At 72.5% G+C, this 18,278-nt stretch carries 14 protein-coding genes and 3 pseudogenes; 4 read left to right on the top strand and 13 right to left on the bottom strand.

Going from position 1 to position 18,278, the window contains the following annotated elements:
• Window positions 1-51: 51 nt before the first annotated feature.
• Genes ACIREO_RS11205 through ACIREO_RS11190 form a run of 4 tightly spaced genes read right to left on the bottom strand, consistent with a single transcriptional unit; the run spans window position 52 to window position 4,702 of the window.
• Window positions 52-1,092 (bottom strand): hypothetical protein, encoded by a 1,041-nt coding sequence (locus tag ACIREO_RS11205; protein WP_404107443.1) that lies wholly within the window; start codon window positions 1,090-1,092, stop codon window positions 52-54.
• Window positions 1,093-1,103: 11 nt separating this feature from the next.
• Window positions 1,104-2,039: an N-acetylneuraminate synthase family protein gene (locus ACIREO_RS11200; RefSeq protein WP_404107441.1), complete on the bottom strand. Its 936-nt coding sequence runs from the start codon at window positions 2,037-2,039 to the stop codon at window positions 1,104-1,106.
• A gap of 12 nt (window positions 2,040-2,051) precedes the next feature.
• Complete coding sequence (locus tag ACIREO_RS11195) at window positions 2,052-3,296, bottom strand: cytidylyltransferase domain-containing protein (RefSeq protein WP_404107440.1); 1,245 nt, start codon at window positions 3,294-3,296, stop codon at window positions 2,052-2,054.
• 20 nt (window positions 3,297-3,316) lie between these two features.
• Window positions 3,317-4,702 (bottom strand): DUF6716 putative glycosyltransferase, encoded by a 1,386-nt coding sequence (locus ACIREO_RS11190; RefSeq protein WP_404107438.1) that lies wholly within the window; start codon window positions 4,700-4,702, stop codon window positions 3,317-3,319.
• Window positions 4,703-4,910: 208 nt separating this feature from the next.
• Between ACIREO_RS11190 and ACIREO_RS11185 the strand changes: the two genes are divergently transcribed.
• Entirely contained in the window at window positions 4,911-5,894 is a 984-nt protein-coding gene (locus tag ACIREO_RS11185) for a glycosyltransferase family 2 protein (protein WP_404107539.1), read from the top strand.
• Window positions 5,891-7,267 carry a polysialyltransferase family glycosyltransferase gene (locus tag ACIREO_RS11180; protein ID WP_404107437.1) on the top strand — a complete coding sequence of 459 codons (1,377 nt, stop codon included), beginning with the start codon at window positions 5,891-5,893 and terminating at the stop codon, window positions 7,265-7,267. Before ACIREO_RS11185 ends, ACIREO_RS11180 begins: the two co-directional genes overlap by 4 nt.
• A gap of 9 nt (window positions 7,268-7,276) precedes the next feature.
• On the opposite strand, the gene ACIREO_RS11175 is transcribed toward ACIREO_RS11180, so the two are convergent.
• The 7 genes and pseudogenes from ACIREO_RS11175 to ACIREO_RS11145 all read right to left on the bottom strand — a co-directional run.
• Complete coding sequence (locus ACIREO_RS11175; RefSeq protein ID WP_404107435.1) at window positions 7,277-7,750, bottom strand: hypothetical protein; 474 nt, start codon at window positions 7,748-7,750, stop codon at window positions 7,277-7,279.
• 206 nt (window positions 7,751-7,956) lie between these two features.
• On the bottom strand, window positions 7,957-9,057 hold the full coding sequence (locus tag ACIREO_RS11170) for an acyltransferase (protein ID WP_404107433.1): 1,101 nt from the start codon (window positions 9,055-9,057) through the stop codon (window positions 7,957-7,959).
• Between the two features lie 50 nt (window positions 9,058-9,107).
• Window positions 9,108-11,492, bottom strand: a complete 2,385-nt coding sequence (locus ACIREO_RS11165; protein ID WP_404107432.1) for a polysaccharide pyruvyl transferase family protein — start codon at window positions 11,490-11,492, stop codon at window positions 9,108-9,110.
• Window positions 11,489-12,781, bottom strand: a complete 1,293-nt coding sequence (locus ACIREO_RS11160) for a hypothetical protein (RefSeq protein WP_404107431.1) — start codon at window positions 12,779-12,781, stop codon at window positions 11,489-11,491. Before ACIREO_RS11160 ends, ACIREO_RS11165 begins: the two co-directional genes overlap by 4 nt.
• 59 nt (window positions 12,782-12,840) lie before the next feature.
• Window positions 12,841-14,187, bottom strand: a complete 1,347-nt coding sequence (locus ACIREO_RS11155; protein WP_404107430.1) for a polysialyltransferase family glycosyltransferase — start codon at window positions 14,185-14,187, stop codon at window positions 12,841-12,843.
• Window positions 14,188-14,190: 3 nt separating this feature from the next.
• Window positions 14,191-15,156 (bottom strand): glycosyltransferase family 2 protein, encoded by a 966-nt coding sequence (locus tag ACIREO_RS11150; protein WP_404107428.1) that lies wholly within the window; start codon window positions 15,154-15,156, stop codon window positions 14,191-14,193.
• A gap of 127 nt (window positions 15,157-15,283) precedes the next feature.
• Window positions 15,284-15,493: pseudogene (locus ACIREO_RS11145) on the bottom strand (TetR/AcrR family transcriptional regulator C-terminal domain-containing protein); the annotation flags it as partial.
• Between ACIREO_RS11145 and ACIREO_RS11140 the strand changes: the two are divergent.
• Together ACIREO_RS11140 and ACIREO_RS11135 are read left to right on the top strand one after the other, a co-directional pair.
• Window positions 15,491-16,648 (top strand): annotated as a pseudogene (locus ACIREO_RS11140) (FAD-dependent monooxygenase); the annotation flags it as partial. The pseudogenes ACIREO_RS11145 and ACIREO_RS11140 overlap by 3 nt on opposite strands.
• Before the next feature lie 18 nt (window positions 16,649-16,666).
• The gene (locus ACIREO_RS11135) at window positions 16,667-17,125 is read left to right on the top strand and encodes a MarR family winged helix-turn-helix transcriptional regulator (RefSeq protein ID WP_404107426.1); all 459 of its coding nucleotides are present in this window, start codon (window positions 16,667-16,669) and stop codon (window positions 17,123-17,125) included.
• A gap of 12 nt (window positions 17,126-17,137) precedes the next feature.
• Here the strand turns inward: ACIREO_RS11135 and leuE are convergent, their stop codons facing one another.
• Window positions 17,138-17,797 carry a leucine efflux protein LeuE gene (leuE, locus tag ACIREO_RS11130; RefSeq protein ID WP_404107425.1) on the bottom strand — a complete coding sequence of 220 codons (660 nt, stop codon included), beginning with the start codon at window positions 17,795-17,797 and terminating at the stop codon, window positions 17,138-17,140.
• A gap of 58 nt (window positions 17,798-17,855) precedes the next feature.
• Window positions 17,856-18,254, bottom strand: a pseudogene (locus ACIREO_RS11125) (Uma2 family endonuclease); the annotation flags it as partial.
• Window positions 18,255-18,278 lie beyond the last annotated feature (24 nt).

The raw sequence follows: 18,278 nt of genomic DNA, 5'->3' as shown, positions 1-18,278 counted from the left end.
TCAGGGTATCGGGGCGACGCTCCCCGCCGTGCACGGAACCAGCAGCCGCCCTCAGCCGTCCGCCACCGCCGTGGCCCGCCAAGGGGCCAGTCGCTGCACGTCCTTGGCCGTCTCCGTGACTCCGCTCAGGAAGCCCTGGGCGCGCGGGGACGCCGTGTCCCGGAGCCACTCCGGCGCTATGTCGCACACCGCGACCCTCACACCCGTGCCGACCAGGGCCAGCGGGAGGGTGTGGACCACGGTGGACGGGAAGCTCAGCACGGTGTGGCCGATGGGTCCCCGGCGGGCGATGAGTTCCAGTGGAAGGTCGGGGCGGACTATCTCCAGGCCGGTGGCGGCTTCCAGGGCGTGGAGCTTGTCCGCGGACTCGCGGCGGTGTGCGAAGTAGCGGGTCGCGCCGTGGGCACGGGCCAGCGAGGAGACCGCCTCCTGGTACGGGACGGGGTCGACCACGCCCGTCTCCACGAGGGAGGTGCCGACCAGGTCGGCGCCCTTGGTGATGAGGGGCGGGCCGAAGCGCTCCCGGGTCCAGGCGAAGGTGTTCGCCGTGACCTCGATGCCGTCGGGGGCGTCCACCGGCATCGCGGTGAACACCTCGACCGTGCGGGTCGCCGACGGGGTGAAGCTGCGGCGGGCGGCGGTGGTGACCGGGGCCAGGAGCAGCTCGCGCGGGCCACCGCTCCCCCGCCGGTGCCAGCGCACCAGGCGTTCGCCGCGAGCCAGCTGGGCGACGAACTCCATGGTGGCGGTGCCGTCGTCCACGACCGTGATCCGACGGGCGCGGACCAGGGTGAGGAGGAGTTGCACGTACCGGGAGAAGGGGTCCCCGATGACGATGCGGTCGGCCTTGCGGATCAGGCCGGTCAGCGCCCGAAGGGCCTTCAGAGGCGCGCCGGTCTCCCCGCGCGCCTCCTGCCAGCGGACGGTGATGCCCTCGTCGCGGGCCAGCTCCGCCATCCTGCGCAGCTGTCCGCGCGACATCGGGTCGACCGGGGGGAGGACGACGACCGTGGTGTCGGGTCCTCCCCGCGTGTGGGTCCACTCCAGGACGTTCAGGAGCTGGACCGGGCTCTCGACGAAGGCGAGGTTCACCGGTCGGCCCGTCAGACCGCGACCGGCTCGGCGGCCGGCGCGTTCTCGTTGTCGGCGACGACGCCGGCGACCCGGCGGAGCTTCTTCATCGGGCCGAGCTCGGACTCGTACACCTTCTTGACTCCGTCACCGAGGGACGCCTCGATGGTGCGGATGTCACGGACGAGGCGCGTGAGGCCCTGCGGCTCGACGGAGGCGGCCTGGTCGGAGCCCCACATGGCGCGGTCCAGGGTGATGTGGCGCTCGACGAAGGCGGCGCCCAGTGCGACGGCCGCGAGGGTCGTCTGAAGGCCGGTCTCGTGGCCGCTGTAGCCGATCGGGACGTTCGGGAACTCCTGCTGCAGGGTGTTGATGACCCGCAGGTTGAGCTCCTCGGCCTTCGCCGGGTACGTCGAGGTGGCGTGGCAGAGCAGGATGTTGTCGCTGCCGAGGACCTCGACCGCGTGCCGGATCTGCTTCGGCGTCGACATGCCGGTGGAGAGGATGACGGTGCGGCCGGTGGCGCGCAGCGAGCGGAGGAGCTCGTCGTCCGTGAGCGAGGCGGAGGCGACCTTGTGCGCGGGGACGTCGAACTTCTCCAGGAAGGCGACGGCCTCGGTGTCCCACGGGGAGGCGAACCAGTCGATGCCGCGCTCGGCGCAGTGCTCGGCGATGGCGGTGTACTCGGCCTCGCCGAACTCGACGCGGTGGCGGTAGTCGATGTACGTCATCCGGCCCCAGGGGGTGTCGCGCTCGATGTCCCACTGGTCGCGCGGGGTGCAGATCTCCGGGGTGCGCTTCTGGAACTTGACCGCGTCGCAGCCGGCTTCGGCGGCCACGTCGATCAGCGCGATGGCGTTGTCGAGGTCGCCGTTGTGGTTGATGCCGATCTCGCCGGTGACGTAGACGGGGTGGCCGGGGCCGGCGGTCCGGGAGCCGAAGGTGCGCAGACGGGAGGTGTTGCTCATGGTGGTGCTTCCTTACTTGGTGGGGGCGTCGGTCGTCTCGTCGGAGACGGTGAGGGTGGGGCCCAGGAGCCAGGCCGCGATCTCGCGGATGGCGCCGGAGCCGCCGGGGTTGGTGGTCACGGCCCGCGCGGCGGCGCGTACCGAGTCATGGGCGCTCGCCACGGCGACGGGCCAGCCCGCCAGGCCGAAGCAGGCCAGGTCGTTGACGTCGTTGCCGACGTAGAGCACACGGTCGGGAGCGATGGACTGCTCCTCGCACCACTGCTTGAGCGCCAGGTCCTTGCGGTCGATGCCGTGCAGGACGGGGACCTGGAGTTTGCGGGCGCGGGCGGCGACGACCGGGTTCTGTTCCGTGGACAGGATCAGGAGCGGTACGCCGGCCCGGCGCAGGGCGGCGACACCGAGGCCGTCGCCGCGGTGCACGGAGACGATCTCGCGGCCCTCGGAGTCGATGAGGACGCGGTCGTCGGTCTGTGTGCCGTCGAAGTCGAGGACGACGGCGTCGATGTCCGCCCGGGTGGGGAACGGGGAGGGGTCCAGGAGCGGCGCGAGGGCGCGGGCGCGGGCCAGGTCGTGCGGGTCGTCGATCTCCAGGACCCGGGCGGGGTCGGTGGGCACGAGCGCCGTGTGGCCGAAGAAGCGGTGGCGGTGGGTGCGGAAGCCCTCGACGTCCATGGCGTACGCGGCGCCGGTCTCCAGGTGGTCCTGGGGCCGGTCCTGGCGGCGGGGGCGTACGGCCTTGTCGTGGTTGACGCCGTAGGTGTCGTCCTCGACCGCGCCGCCGTCGCGCCACACGAAGCCGTGGAAGGGCGCGACTGTGACAGCGGTGTCGGCGCCGTCGCGGCTGACCGCGGTGGCGACGCCGTCGATGTCCTCGCGGGTGATGAAGGGGCTCGTGCACTGGACCAGGAGCACCACATCGGCCTTCCGGCCCTGCCCCGTCGTCTCGTAGGTGTGCAGGGCGTGCAGGACGGCGTCCTCGCTGGTGGCCTTGTCGCCGGCGATGGCTGCGGGCCGCTGCACGCAGTGCAGCCGGGAGTCCTCCCCCAGTGCCTCCGCGGCGGCGCGGGCGGCGGCGGCGATGGCCGGGTCGTCGGTGGTGACGACGACGTCCGTGACCTCGGGCGAGGCGAGGCAGGCGCGGACGGCGCGGGCGACGAGCGGTACGCCGCCGACACGGGCGAGGTTCTTCGCGGGCACGCCCTTGGATCCGCCGCGGGCGGGGATCACTGCGAGGACGGTGGGGGCCGGGGTCATGGTTGCTCCTGAATCGGTGGTCACAGCTCGCCCATCCGCCGGATCACGGGGGCGACCCGCTGGACGCCGTGGCGGTAGGCGCCGCGCGCCGCGTTGCGTACGGTTTCCCGGACCGCGCCCCGGACCCGGCCCGTCTCCTTGGGGGTGACGGCGCCCGGCAGCGGGTGGCCGTCGGGGCCCAGGTGGTAGCGGGCGAGGATGCCGGGGAGGTATCCCGGCGCGGTGGCGGGCGTGTAGTAGGGGGCGAGGCGGGGAAGCGGCCCGGCGTCGAGCAGGGCCGCCACCCGGGCGCGGGCGGTGTCGTAGGCCGCCGCGTACGTTCCGTCGGCGGCGACGCCCTGGCCGGAGAGCCACTGCTCGTCGGGGACCGGGCGGAGACCGCCGTCGAGGTGGTCCCAGGACGTGATCAGTCCCGATCCGATGAAGTGGTGGTTGCCGAGGGCCTCGCGGACGCCGAGGTCGGAGAGGACGGCGGTCGGGATCCGCCGGTGCAGGGACTCCAGCGCGGCCGTCGAGGACACCGTCACCAGCAGGTCCGTGCGGTCCAGGACCTCGCCCATGTGGCCGTACACGAGGCGGAAGTTGGGCGGCAGGCCGCCGGGGATCCGCTCCGCGAGACGCTGATAGGGCAGCTCCTCGATGTGCGTGGTGTGCTCGCCCGGCTTGGAGCGCAGCTTCAGCAGCACCTCGCGGCCGGGGTGCAGCCTGGCGTGCTCGACGAGGCGGCGCAGCAGGTAGGTGCGGTCGGCTCGGGATGCCGGCACGGAGGGCTGGGCGGCGAACACGACGGTGTCGCGGCCCTCCTGCGGCTCGTGCGGCTCCCCGCCGAGGAAGGGCAGGGCCGCCTCGGTGACGGACGAGGCGTCGGCTCCGACCCCTTCGTACACCGCGCGGAAACGCTCCCCGTCGTGGCGGGAGTTGGCGAGGACGACGTCCGCGCCGTGGCGCAGCAGGAGGCCGTCGGCGAGCTTCTCGTAGACGACCCCGACATAGCCGGTGACGACGACGGGCCTGCGGGGCAGGTCCAGTGCGGCCAGACCGTGCAGCATGGCCTGGACGGCGCCGCCCACGAGGGCGAGGACGACGATGTCGGGGGCCTCGTCCCGCACCGTGTGCAGGAATTCGACGGCGGTCACCTCGCGCACCCGGCCGGCGTCGACGCCGACCTCGCCCACTTCGGCGAGCTGGCGGGGCGTCGGCGTGGCCCGGCCGCGCAACAGCAGCCCGCTGATCTCGACGGTCCGCTCCGGCGCACCGTTCTCCGGGGTGGCGGAGAGGCGGCGCGCGGTGAGCGCGCCCCATTTCCACCGGGTGTCGGAGTCGGCGAGCACGGCGATGCGGAGGGCCGCACGGTCGGCTGCTGGGGTGGCGGCGGGAGCAGCCGCGTCATCGGTACGAGGGGGCACGTCGTAAAAGCTAGGAAGCCATTTCGATCCGCGGCCCAACGTGGTGGCAACAGATGGTTAACAGCCGGTCGACGGTTGGGGATTCGCCCCTGTGGAGAGGCGAATCGGACCCGGAAAGGGGCTGGTTCACTTTCCTGACGCGCGCCGTTCACTTTCCGTACGGGCGTGAGTCAAGGCAAATGCCGGGGCCACCCTTAGCGTGATGCGGGTGGTCAAGCTCTCCGTCATCGTGCCGTTCTACAACGTCCAGGCATACGCGTCCGACACCCTCAGAAGCCTGCGGGCCAATAGCCGCGAGGATTTCGAGTTCATCCTTGTCGACGACTGCTCGACCGACGGGACAGCGGATCTGCTGCGCCGCGCCCAGGACGGCATCGAGGGGGTGGCCGTGCACAGACATGAGCACAACGCCGGTCTGGCCACCGCCCGCAACACCGGTCTGGACGCCGCCCGCGGCGAGTACATCGCCTTCCTGGACGGCGACGACTGGCTCGCCCCCGGCCACTACGCCCGTCTGCTCGACCGGACCGAGGCCCTGGGCTGCGCGTTCGTACGCACGGACCACGTCCAGGTCACCGGCACGTCCCGCACGGTGCGCCGCGTCCCGCACGGCCTGCGAGGCGTGGTCAGCGACCCCCGGAGCGCGATCCTGCCGGCCGGACGGACCACGTCGGTCGACTACGCGTTCGCCTGGGCGGGCCTCTACCACCGCAGCCTGCTGGACCGGGGGCTGCTCCATTTCACCGACGGGCTGCGCACCGCCGAGGACCGGCCGTGGATCTGGCGGCTGCACCGGGAGGCGGAATCCTTCGCGGTCCTGGGAACGCTGGGCCATTTCTACCGGCGGGGGGTCGCGTCGTCCCTCACCCAGATCGGCGACGAACGCCAGCTTGATTTCATCCGGGCGTACGACCAGGTACTGGCCGAGACCGCGGCGGACCGCGACGCGGACACCTTGATGCCGAAGGCCGTGCGAACCTACTGCGCCGTCATTTCCCACCATGTCGGGGCCGTCGAGAAATTCGAACCGCCTGTGGCACGCACCTTGAAATCACTCGCTTCGGCGGCGCTGAAAAGCATGCCCCGGCGCGTACTCGACGACGTCCTGGACTCCATGGACACCGAGCGGGCGACCGTGCTCCGCAAGCTGCGGCGCCGGTCCGCCATCACCCAGGGAGCGGCTGCCGCGTGACCGTCCAGATCTTCGTCGCCACCAGCTTCCACGGCACGGCCGTGCTCGCCGCGGCAATCGACTCGGGCTGCTTCGAGGGCTCCGAGAGCTCCCGCCGCCCGGACGGTCCCGGCCGCCGCGTCCTGCTGCTCTGCGACACCACCGCGATCCCCGAGGCCGCGCCCCCGATCGAGGCGACGCCCGGATTCGAGCGGCTGCGCACCCGTTTCGACGAGGTGCTCTCGTGGAACGACGCCGTCTTCCCTCTGCACCCCGGCGCCTGGGCCCCCAGGGCCGACGACGTACCCCTGTGGGAGCGTCATCTGCGGCGCGCGTGGGGCCTCGGCGACGAGGAGGCCGAGCTCGCGCTGGAGTCCCCCCACACCGCGCCCGCCCTGGCCGTCGCCCAGATCTTCACCGGCGGACCTGTGACCGTGTACGCGGACGGGCTGACCGGTTACGGCCCGACCGGGGGCAAGATCCCGCCGCTGATCGGCACCCGCGTCCGGCACGTGCTCCACCCGGACCTGCTCCCCGGCCTGGCACCACTGCTGCTGGGCGAGTTCGACGCCGTGCCCCGCCCGCTGCCCGCTGAGGCCCTGCGAGCGGTCTTCGGTGAACTGGCCGAGGACGCACCGGAGTCCGATGCTCCGCAGGGAGCCGCACTGCTGCTGCTCTCCAGGACCGGGACGCTTCCCGACGCCGAGGAGACGGAGCTCCACCTGCGGGTGATCCGCGGCACCGTCGCCCTCGGCCACACCCATCTCGTCCTCCAGCCGCACCCCGGCGAACCCGTCCCCTCCCTCCCGGCCCTGCGGGCGGAGGCGGCACGCCTCGGCGCCGAGCTGACCGTGGCGGACTCCGGCCTGCCCGGCGCCCCGGTCCCGGCCGAGGTCCTCTTCGAGCGGTTGCGCCCCGCACTCGTCGTGGGCACGTTCTCGACGGCGCTGCTCAGCGCGGCCGTGCACTACGGCCTGCCGGTGGCCAGGACCGGGACCGACACCCTCCTGGAGCGCCTCACCCCGTACGAGAACCCGGCGAGGATCCCCGTCACGATCGTCGATGCCCTGCTGCCCGACCTGGCCGAGCCCGCCGCCGTGGCGGACCGGTCACCACTCACCGAGGCGGCGGTGGCCGAGGCCCTCGGCGGCCTGCTGCCGGCGGTCGCCTTCGCCATGCAGCCACGCGTCCGCCCGGACCTCCGGCCGGCCGCCGAGCGCTATCTCTCCACCCGTCTGAACACCCGGACCTGGCGCTACTTCAAGCGCCGCCGGCTCGGTTCACTGGCCCTCCCCGGCGTCGTCCCCGCCCGCCTCGCCTTCGTACGCCGGAACGCCGCCGTGCGCCGGCTGGCGCGAAGGGCGCGGGCCCTGAAGCGGGGTGGCGGGCTCTGAGGCGGCAGGTCACACCTCGTACCGGCCGGATTCGACGAAACGGCGCAGGGCTTCCCGGGACCCGTCCTCCAGGACGGCGATCGCTGCCGCACGCAGGGCTTCGCTGCTGCCGGGGTCGGCCAGGACGGTGAAGACCGTCACGCGGTCGTCCGCCTCCTGGGCGTCCCAGCGTCCGGTCTCCAGGAAGGACCGCAGGGCTTCGGCCGTATCGGCTTCGAGCGCCTCGGCAGCGGCTTCGTAAACGGACCGGCCCGTGTCGGCGTCGGCCAGCACTCTGAAGACCTCCACGCGGAGGTCGGTCAGGGACATCGAGTCGTAGGGCGACTCCTGGCCGGACGAGGCGGACGCCGCCGTGGTGGTGGTGGTGGTGGTGGCGGGCGGGGACGCCGCGGCGGCGGCGAAGGACGGCGAGGCGAACAGCAGAGCGGAAGCCAGGGAGCCTGCGGTCACGGTCATCGCCAGTGCGTTGCGCGTCGGTCTCATGGATGTTCCCTATCGAGTCGAAAACGTCGGATGTCCCGGACGCCGAGAAGTCGGGCCGCGCCCTGTGGTACTCCCTGCACCCCCGGTGGATGGATCCTCGCCGGTGCGCGCCCCGGCTTCAGTGCCCGGCCCCGGCAGAGTTCGTCCCGCAACGCTGCCGAACCCCAACGGACCCGCACAGGGCGGTAGTCCGTCGCCTGCCCGTCTCAGCCCAGCAGCCGCGTCAGTCCCAGCCGGGTCCACAGCATGGCCGCGCCGAAGGAGAGGGCCGTCGTGGCGGCGGTGACCGCGACGACCAGGGCCGCCGCCACCGGCAGCGTGAGGTCGGCGTCGACCAGCACGTCGGTGAGGACGCCCAGCACCAGCACGTGGATCATGTACGCGCCGAACGACACGCCCGCCAGCCGGGTCAGCGCCGGGCGCAGCCGCTCCGGGACGCGCAGCCGGTGCAGGGAGAGCAGCACCCCGGCGCTGAACAGGGCCACCAGGATGCTCGCGTACGGGATCGCGTAGTGCACCTCGTGCTGGTACGCGATGATCGCGGCCAGGAGGGCCCCCGCAGGGAGCAGCCACCACAGGCTCCGCCTGCCGGACGTGCCGGCGGGCAGCGCGAGGACCAGGGCGCCCAGGACCGCGTAGATCAGCTGGTACGGAGCGAAGCTCCAGCCGAAGCGCGGCAGTTCCAGGTCCGTGACCTTCCCCAGGTCGCCGAAGAGGGTCGGAGCGGACCCCAGCACGAGGAGGACGACGCCGAGACCCCAGGGGCGCTTGCCTGACCTCACCAGGGCGGCGAAGGCCAGGAGCATGATCACGGGGATGTAGGCGTACAGATACCAGAGGTGGTAGGCCGGGCGCGCCGAGGCGAAGAGCGTGTCGAAGGCCAGCTCGCCGGCCGGTGCGTCGTTGGTGTCCCGCAGCCGGCCCCATGCCACGTAGAGCACCGTCCACACGGCGAGCGGCACCATGACGCGCACGACGCGCTGCCACAGCTGCCGGGCGTCCCTGACGGGGGCGCCGACGAGGACGACCCATCCGGCGATCGCGAAGAACAGCGGCACGGCGAAGCGGCCCGCCGAGTCCGCCGCCAGTCCCGCCCAGTAGGTCCCGGAGCCGTTCGCGGCCTCGCGGCCCGCCGTGCTCACGAAGGCGGAGCCCGTGTGGCAGAGGATCACGCCGACGGAGCAGAGCAGCCGGATCAGATCGATGTCGTACCGGTGCTCGCGGCGTGGACGGGGTTCGGGGGCGGGCTCCGGGGACTGCGCGGGGGCAGGCGAGCCGGTCCGGGAGACAGAGGAAGACATGGTCATCGAAGGCTACGAACGGGCGGCCACCGGGTGAACTCCGGTCAGGTGAACAGTCACTTCGTCCGGGTGTCCGGCAGGTGAAGGCCCGGTGCCGGCTCCCCGGCCCCGGGGCCGGGGGCACTCGGGCCCCCGGGGGACGCGTCCGGCAGCCCGAAGACGTCCCGGAGCTCGGCGAGGTTGGCGCGGGTGACCGACCACAGGTGCTCCTGCCTGCCGTGCACGTCGGCCACGGCGGCCGGGTGGTCGTCCAGTACGGCCGCCGCCCGCTCGGCGAGGCGCGCGCCCAGCGACCTGTCGTGGACGGACACACCCCAGTCGGGGCGGTCCATGTCGGCGAGGAAGTAGGCGAGTTTGGGGTGCGAGACCAGGCTGATGACGGGTGTACCACAGCCGAAGGGGATCATTCCCGCGTGCCCGCGCATACCGATCACCAGGCGCGTACGCCGGTAGAGCTCGCGGATGCGGTCGTTGGAGAACAGGTAGAGCGGCTCCACCGGGAGGGCGATGCCGTGTTCCCTGCGCAGGTCGTGGACGTACTTCTCGTCGGCCGGCATATGGGCCGCGTAGCGGACCTCGGCGCGCTCGCCGATGGCGCGTACGGCGGCGGCCGTCTCGGCCAGGAAGTGGCCGTAGTCATGGCCGAAGCGCAGACCGGCGCGGTCGTAGGCGCAGTTGACCAGCACGGTGTCCTCCCGGGGCGCGCCGTCGTCCAGGCCGGGGTCGAGGTGGCGGGCCACGGTCGTGGGGCAGGGCTGGTAGCGCACCCGGTCCCGCAGCTCCTCGGGCAGGAGTTCCCTGACCCGGTCCACCGAACCCTGGTTGCGCAGCCCGAAGAAGGCCGACTTCCCGACCAGGGCGCGCAGGCTCGCGGCGAAGCGCTCCCGGCGGTAGAGCTGGCCGTCGAAGACGTTGTAGCCGACCGCGAAGACGGCGAGCGGCGCGGTGATCCGGGCCAGGACGCCGTCGGGGATGTTCCACTGCCAGCCGCTGTTGCTGTTGGGCGCGGTGTCGGGGAGGAAGAGCCCGCCACCGCCGACGACGATGCCGCGCCGGGCGTTCAGCTCCTCCAGGCCGGCCTCGTCGACCAGCCGGTGCACGTGCCGCTCGTGCCAGCGGGCGGGGCCGGTGTCGGGACCGAAGCACATCCGGACGGCTTCGGGGAGCACCTTGTCGCCCGCGTTCTCCTGGCCGTCGGCGAACAGGGCGACATGGGCGAGCTGTTCGTCCGCAGGTCCCTCGGCCGGGGCTTCGGTGGAGCGCGTACGGACGTACCAGGCGTGGCAGTTGCCGTCGGTGGGGTCGGCGTCGAGCCCTTCCCTGGCGTACGCCGCCGCGTCCTCGGTCCGGCCCAGCAGCCAGGCGAGCCGGGCGAGCTGGCCGTAAGCGCGGGCGGCGAAGTCCGGTGACACGGTGGCCAGGAGGAGGTGGGCCTCGGCCTCCTCGTAGCGGGACAGGGCCATCAGGCTGATGCCCAGCGTCTCCTGGCAGCGCGGCAGGTCGGGCCGGTCCGCCACGGCGTCGGTCAGCAGGGCGACGGCCTCGTCGTAGCGCCCCTGCTGCCGGTGCACCTCCGCGACCTGGCGGACCAGGTCCACCGGCGCACGCCCCTCTTCGGGGAACGGCAGGGCGCAGTGCAGAAGCAGTTCCGGGTGCTTGGCGCCCGGCAGAGCGCAGTAGGCGGCGCGGAAGGCCTCGTCGTCCAGTTCGAAACGCTCACGCGCCTCGTGCGCCGGGGTGCCGGGGGCGGACGTTGCCTGCTGCGGCACCAGGTCCTCGCCGAAGTGCAGGACCACGGTGCTTTCGGGTACGGGGATGGCGTCGTACAGCCGGCCGGCCGGGAGGTCGTACGGGGAGCCGAGCGGTTCGAGGAGTCCCGCCTCCGTCAGCGCGCGGTCCACCGTGTCCTCGCCGCCTTCGGCCAGCGCGTCGAGCACGGCGGCCGTGACGTCCTGGCGCTGGATGACCAGCAGCCCGTCGTCCCGCACGGTCCTTACGCCGCCGGGGCCGGGCTGCGGCACGGCGGCCACTCCGGTGCGAAGGGCCAGCAGCGGCCGGAGGGAGCCGAGGACGACCATGCCGGGGCCGAGCGCGATGACGGTGTCGTAACCGGTCGCCCGGAAGACGTCGAGGCGGTTTTGAGCGGTGCGCGGGACGAGGCGCGGGTGCAGCCGCCGGGCGGCGTCGAACGCGGAGTCGGGCAGCCCGGGGTGCAGGAGGAGGAAGTCCTCGCAGACGGCCGGGTCCGCCAGGGCGAGGCTGCGCAGCAGCACCAGGAGACCGGGCATCCGGTCCTCGTCGGCGTAGGCGGCGAAGGCGATCCGCCGCTTGCCGGTGACAGCGCGCCGGTCGTCGGCGCGCCGGTCGTCGGCGTCGGGCGTGGACACGGGTGAGGCGGGGCCGGTCCGTCTTTCGTGCGTGGGCTCGGCGGAGCTGTTCATCGGAGTGCGGTCCTCATCTCGGTGTCGTCCTCGTGGGTCGCGCGGGCCGTGACCCACTCACGCTCGCGCGGCAGCAGCTGCCCCGGAAGCCCGAAGCCGATGAGGTCCAGGCGGTCGGGCGCGTCCAGGAAGTCCAGGAGGCGGAGCACGGTGAACGCGGTGGTGGTCCGGGTCCCCCAGCCGTCCTCGCCGAGGAGTGCCGGATCGTCCAGGGGACGCCGCAGCGAGGCGTCACCGATGTGGTCCTGCGCGCCGGCGGCCAGGCGGGCGCGCAGCGAGCGGCGCCACTGCGACAGCGGATCGCCGAAGACCAGCCGGGTGCCCGCCCGGCGGTCCCAGGCGGGGCCCGTCCACGGGGTGTCGCCCCGCAGCGTGACCGCGTGCAGGTCGGTGCGCGCGACGGCCGCCGGCAGGGCGTCGCAGCGCACCACCAGGTCGTACGAGTCGATCAGCCTGCCCAGGGAGCTGCCGGGATCGCGCTCCTCGTCGGCGATCCGGGCCACTCCGGCGACCAGGCAGACGGAGCGGCCGGTGAGCATGCGGCGCAGTGCGGTGACCCCGACCGGCTCCGCGCCGCCGAGCAGGGGGTCGGCCATCCTGTCCCGGTCCAGGAGCCGGCGGTAGGCGGCGTACCGCGCGGTGAGGCGGCGGACGGCCGGGTCGGCGGTGCCGCCGCCCCCGGCGGTCCGCCGGCGTACGACCTCGGCGAAGTCCTTACGCGCCTGCCCGGCCGGGACGTTGTGCAGCGCCCGCAGAGCGGCGCCGTCCTCGCCGGGGAGCAGCCCGGCGGCCTCCTCCAGACAGGCGCGGAGGTCCTTCAGGGTGGCGACACGACGCACGATGTCCTCGGCCGCCGCCGGGTTCCGCTGAAGCGTCAGGTGCTGTTCGTAGGCCTGCACCGCCTCGTCGCGGCGGCCCAGCGCGTCGAGTGCGCCGCCGCGCAGCCGCCACGCGCCCTTGGACCTGGGCCGCTCCCCGGTGGCCTCGACGGCGATGTCCAGGGCGAGGCGTGTCTCCGCCTCCCCGCCGGCCTCCAGGGCACGCTGCCCGGTGCGGAGCAGGGCGTCGAACAGGCCGTCGCCCCCATCGGTTCCGCAGGCCGTGGTGAGGCCCCCGATGGCGGCGACGAGCCGGGTCTGCGGGGCGTCGCTCATGGGACCGCTCGCGGCGAGGCCCGCGAGGTAGTCGCCGCAGAGGCGCAGGGCGGCCGTGGGTGCCGGCCGTGCCGGACCGCCCTGCCCGGTTCTCGCCCGCACTGCCTTGAGCAGCCCCGTGAAGGTCTGGCCCATGCTCGTTCCGCCGTTCTGTCATCAGTGGCCGGCCGGGGCGCGCGCGCCCGGGTCCGGGGTCAGAGGCCCAGGCTGCTGCGGGTGCGCCGTACGGTGCGGCGCAGCCGGATCGCCGCTCCTCGGGGGCCGCCGCCGGGCAGGGTGAGCTTCTGCAGGCGACGCCGCTTGAAGTAGTACTGCGTGCTGGTGTCGAGGTGGTCCCGCAGCCAGGACTCGGCCTCGGCGCGCAGCGTGGGGTGGAGCCCGGACTGCATGCAGTAGCCGACCGTCCTGACCAACGGCGCGAGGGTTTCCGGTGCCGTGGAGGGGAGTTCGGGCACGGGCTCACCGGCCTGCCCGTCCAGGTCGGGCACCAAGTGGTCGACGATCGTCAGCGGGATGCGGTTGCTGTTCTCGTACGGGGTGATGCGGTCCAGGACGAGACGGGTGCCGACCCGTGCCACCGGGATGCCGTAGTACGCGGCGGCGGTGAACATGGCGGTCGAGAAGCAGCCGACGACGAGCGTGGGCGCGCACCGTTCGTACAGGGTCTCGGCGAGCAGCGGGCTGTCCAGCGTCGTCAGCCGTACGCCGAGCGCGGCGGCCGCGTCGTCCAGTGCCCTGGAGTAGCGGGCCGGTGCGGTGGGGTGGGGCTTGAAGAGGACGGAGGTGTGGCCGGCCCGTGCCGCGCCACGCAGCATGCGCAGGTGCAGGTCCTCCTCCTCCTCGGCCGTGAGGATGTTGAGGGCCGCGAGATACTGACCCAGGAGTACGGCCGTGGGCGCCTCGGCCTCAACCTCCGCGAGCCGTCGGTCGCCGTCGGCCGCCCCGGCGATCTCGCCGAGGACCTTGCGGAAGGCGTCGTTCGGGACGAGTTCGGGCTCGACACCGGACTCGGCGAGGAGAAGCGGACGCAGTCCCGGTACGAGGTCCAGGTGGAGCACCCGCTGGATGCGGCAGGCGATGGAGCGCGGCACCTTGTTGCGGGTCGGGCCGTAACTCATCAGCCCGTCCGCGTAGACGTGCACGGCGCTCTCGGAGAAGATCGCGGCCAGTGCACGGGCCGGGTTGACCTGGATGGACTCGACCGCGAGGTCGACGGGGCTCTCGGGGCCGATGCCCCAGGCGAGGCGGAAGGCACGCTGCCAGAGCTCGGTCTCCTCGGCGCGCGGGCCCCAGCCGCTCGGATGGTGCGGGCTGATGGCGTCGTTCCAGTCGACGACGGAGTCGAAGCGGGCGGCGATGCCCCCGTAGCCCCGCATCTCCTCCAGCCGGAGGGCGGTCTCGGGGATCGCCGCGTTGTTGGAGACGAGCAGGACGCGGTGGCTGTCCTGCCCGGGTCCGAACTGGCCGGCGTCGAGTGCCGCCGCGAGTGTGGCCGCCCCGTACAGGGTCGACACCTGGAAGATCTGGGTGCGCGTGGGCATGGGTCAGGCGGCCTTCTGCTTGTCACGCAGGCGGTTGAGCAGGGTGCTGCGCCTGGTGTCCATCATCGTCAGGGTGTGGTCGAGCACCTGCTGCGGCATGCGGTGCAGCGCGGCTGCCGACTCCTGGCGCAGACGCCGGAACGTCGCGGATTCGTAGGCGTCGGACTTCTCGTTGTGGAAGGCGATCATCGCGCAGTAGGTGCGGACCGCCTTGGGAAGCAGCAGATCCGCGTCCGGGTCCTCGCGGATCTCGTCGATCAGCGTGTCGTAGGCGGGGAAGAAGTCCAGCTGGCGGGAGTCCTTGATCTGGGTCAGGGACGTGGTGACACCGCGCCGGTAGAAGATGCCGTACAGGTTGAGCGCCGCGTAGGTACGGGCCCTCAGGTGGAGCTGCCAGATCCACAGCCGGTCCTCGGCGGTGCGCAGCCGGGTGGTGAAACGGTGGCCGCCGTCCTCGAAGAGCCGGCGGTGGTAGACGCCCGCCCATACGAAGGGGTAGTCGACCATGGTCTCCCATTCGGGAGCCGCGATGCCGTCGCGCGGGTCCAGCACCGTGTTGCGGAGCCGGGCGGGTGCGCGCCGTACGACCCGGCTGGTCCCTGTGGCCTGGACATGGTCGGTGCGCGCGAAGTCGCAGTCCAGCTCGGCGGCGGCGTGCAGCAGCCGGCCCAGGTGGCCGGGAGCGTACCAGTCGTCGCCGTCCAGGAAGGTGACGAAGTCGCCCCGGGCGGCGTCGATGCCGCTGTTGCGGGCCGCCGCGATGCCGACGTTCGCCTCGTGGCGGATGACCTCGGCGTGCGGGAGTCTGTCGGCCCAGCGGTCGATGACGGCCGGTGTGTCGTCCGTGGAGCAGTCGTCGACCAGCAGGAACTCGATGTCGGGGCCCGCGTTACGGGCAAGACTGCCCAGCGTCGTGTCGGCGAACGGGCCGACATTGTGGAACGGGACGACAACGGACAGTTTCGGCACGCGGGCCCTCACCTTCGATCATGGTCCGCACACGCTAGTGACGCGGGTGAAGGAGCGGGTGTCGCCCGGCTCGACGAACGGTGAACTCTGGGCGTCGCCGAGGTGAACTCCACCGGGGCCGGCAGCGCTACGTGACGCCGTACCGCGCCTCGATGCCCGCGACGACGATCCACAGGCCGTCCTCGAAGCGTTCGTCGTAGTTGGCGAAGATCTCGGCCCCGGCCGCCGCCGCGAGCGGATAGCGCTCCAGGCGTCCGGCCCGCTCGTCGACGTCGTAACCCTCCCGGCGCTCGTCCGGCATGGGCTGGACGCCCTGCTCCTCGGTGACGAAGCCGAGTACGACATGTTCCGCCGCGCGGCGCCCACGGAGGCCGAGCCGTACGGAGAGCCCTGGATGATGCCGCAGTGGTGTACCCAGGAGATCCTCGTCGCCCGCCTGCGCGAGCTGGGCGGTGACGTCCTCTTCTCGTCCGCGCTCACGGACCTGTCGCAGGACGCCGACGGGGTCACGGCACGGCTCACCACCGGCGAGGTGCGCGCCTCCTACCTGGTCGCGGCGGACGGCGGGCGCTCCACGGTCCGGCGCGCGCTCTCCATCACGATGGAGGGGGAGACCGTGGACCCCTCCCCCACGCTGGTCGCCGACGTACGGATCGCGGAGGATGCCCTCGACCGGCTCAACTGGCACATCTTCCTGGGCGAGGCGGGCATGCTCACGCTCTGCCCGCTGCCCAGCACACCGGACTTCCAGCTGGTCGCCCAGTTCGAGGAAGGGGCGCCCGACACCACACCGGAGGGCGTACGGGCACTCGTCGCGGCCCGCACCCACCTCGGCGCTGACGATGTCACCGAGGTGCGCTGGTCCTCGGACTTCCGCCCGCGCGCCGCGCTGGCCGGCCGGTTCCGTGACGGCCGGGTCTTCCTCGCGGGCGACGCCGCGCACGTCCACTCCCCGGCCGGCGGCCAGGGGCTGAACACGAGCGTCCAGGACGCGTACAACCTGGGCTGGAAGCTCGGCCAGGTGCTGCTGCACGGCGCACCCGCCGCCCTGCTGGACACCTACGAGCAGGAACGCCGCCCGGTCGCCGCCGAGATGCTCGGCCTCTCCACCCGCATCCACCGGGGCGAGCAGGAACGCGGGACCGCGGCGCAGCAGTTGGGCCTCGGCTACCGCGAGGGCCCGCTGGCATCCGGCCGGGCGGGCCTCCTGGAGGCCGGCGACCGGGCGCCGGACGGCCCGGCCGGCGGGGGCAGGCGGCTCTTCGACGTCTTCCAGGGACCGCGCTTCACGCTGCTCGCGGTCTCCACGGACGCCACGCTCCCCGCTCACGACGGCGAGCTCCTGCGGACCTTCCGCACGGAGACGGCCGAGGCCTACGGCAAGGGCCTGTTCCTGGTGCGGCCCGACGGCTACATCGGCTGGGCGGGCGAGGACACCACGGGGCTCGCGGAGTACGCCGGACAGCTGGGCCTTGACCTCAACTTTGCTTGAGGTTCTACGGTCCAGGACATGGACTACTCACATGACGACGCAGGACTGGCACGGCAGCCCATCGGCTACTGGAGCTGGGCGGCCCACGAAGCGACCGTGACCCATATCAGGGCCGCACTGGCCGAACACGGTCTGACCCAGCCGCCCTGGTGGGTCCTCAACCAGCTCACCGAGGCCGACGAGCGGGGCCGCCCGCGCGCCGAGGTGGTCGCGATGCTGCGCGGCTACCTGAACGTCGGCGACTCGCTGGAGCCCGAGATCGACACACTCATCGCCAAGGGCCTGGTCACCGAGGACGCCACCACACGGCTACGGCTGACTCCCGAGGGGCACACGCTGCGCGCCGAGGCGTACGAACGGGTCGGCAGGGCGAGCGCGGAGATCCACGCCGACATCCCCGACGAGGAGTTCGTCGCCGCGCTCAAGGTCCTCCAGCGCATGATCCACAACGTGGGCGGCAAGGCCTGGCACCACTGACCGCCGCCACGCTCACACGCTGCTGAACGACAGCTTCGCCGCGAACCCGAGGAACAGCACACCCGCCGCCGAAGTGGCCCCCGCCGACAGCCGCTTGCGGCGCCGGAAGGCGGCGGCCAGACGGGTGCCTCCGAATATGAGCGCCGTGAGGTAGAAGAAGCTGCCGATCTGCAGCAGCGTGCCCAGCAGCAGGAAGGAGAGCCCCGGATAGGCGTAACCCGGATCGACGAACTGCACGAAGAAGGAGATGAGGAACAGGATCAGCTTGGGATTGAACAGGCTGACCACGAGCGCCCGCCGGTAGGGATGCTCCGAATCCTTCGCGGGCGCCCCGTCCTCCACTGCCGGCTCGGCCATGCGCTGGTGCCGCTCGCGCCACATCGACAGGGCCGTCCGCATCATCCCGATGGCCATCCAGGTCAGATAGCCCGCACCGGCGAACTTGACGACCGCGAAGAGAAGGGGCGTCGTCTGCAGCAGGGAGGCAGCGCCCAGCGCGGACAGCGTCATCAGGATCGTGTCCCCGGTCCACACCCCGGCGGCGGCCACATAACCGGTGCGCACCCCGCGCCTGGCGGCGACGGAGAGCACGTACAGCGAGTTCGGCCCCGGCAGCAGAATGATCAGCACAAGGCCGGCGAGATAGGTCGGAAGGTCGGTGACACCCAGCATGAACGGAGTGTCGCACGCGGGTACGACACTCCGGCAGGGCGGTCCGGAATGCGGCCGGTCAGGCCTCGTCGCCGTCCAGCAGGCGGTCCACGGAGAGCTCCATCTGCACCCCGACCACGTCCGGCACGGTGAACGACATCCCCCGCTTGTGGGGTGTCCGGGTCCTGTACTCGCCGCCCCGAGGGTCGGTGCGGACCAGCACCTGGTCGTGCTTGCGGTCCGCCACCACGTAGACCGGGATGCCGGCCCGGGCGTAGCCCTCGACCTTGGGACCCAGATCGTCCGCCCAGTTGGTGGAGGTGACCTCCAGGACCATGCGGAAGACATGTGGGGCGTAGCAGTTCTTCATGACGTGGGCGTCGCGAATGTCGGCCTCGACGACCGACAGATCGGGAATCGCGTAGTCGTCCGGACCGGTAGGCAGCCAGATCCCGACCGCCTGGACCGGTCTCAGCCCGGAACGTACCGCACTCCTCTTGCC

It is taken from the genome of Streptomyces sp. NPDC102441, from assembly GCF_044765585.1.
GTDB lineage: Bacteria > Actinomycetota > Actinomycetes > Streptomycetales > Streptomycetaceae > Streptomyces.
Note: the sequence above shows the minus strand (reverse complement) of the source record. Positions and strands in the feature narration are given on the sequence as shown.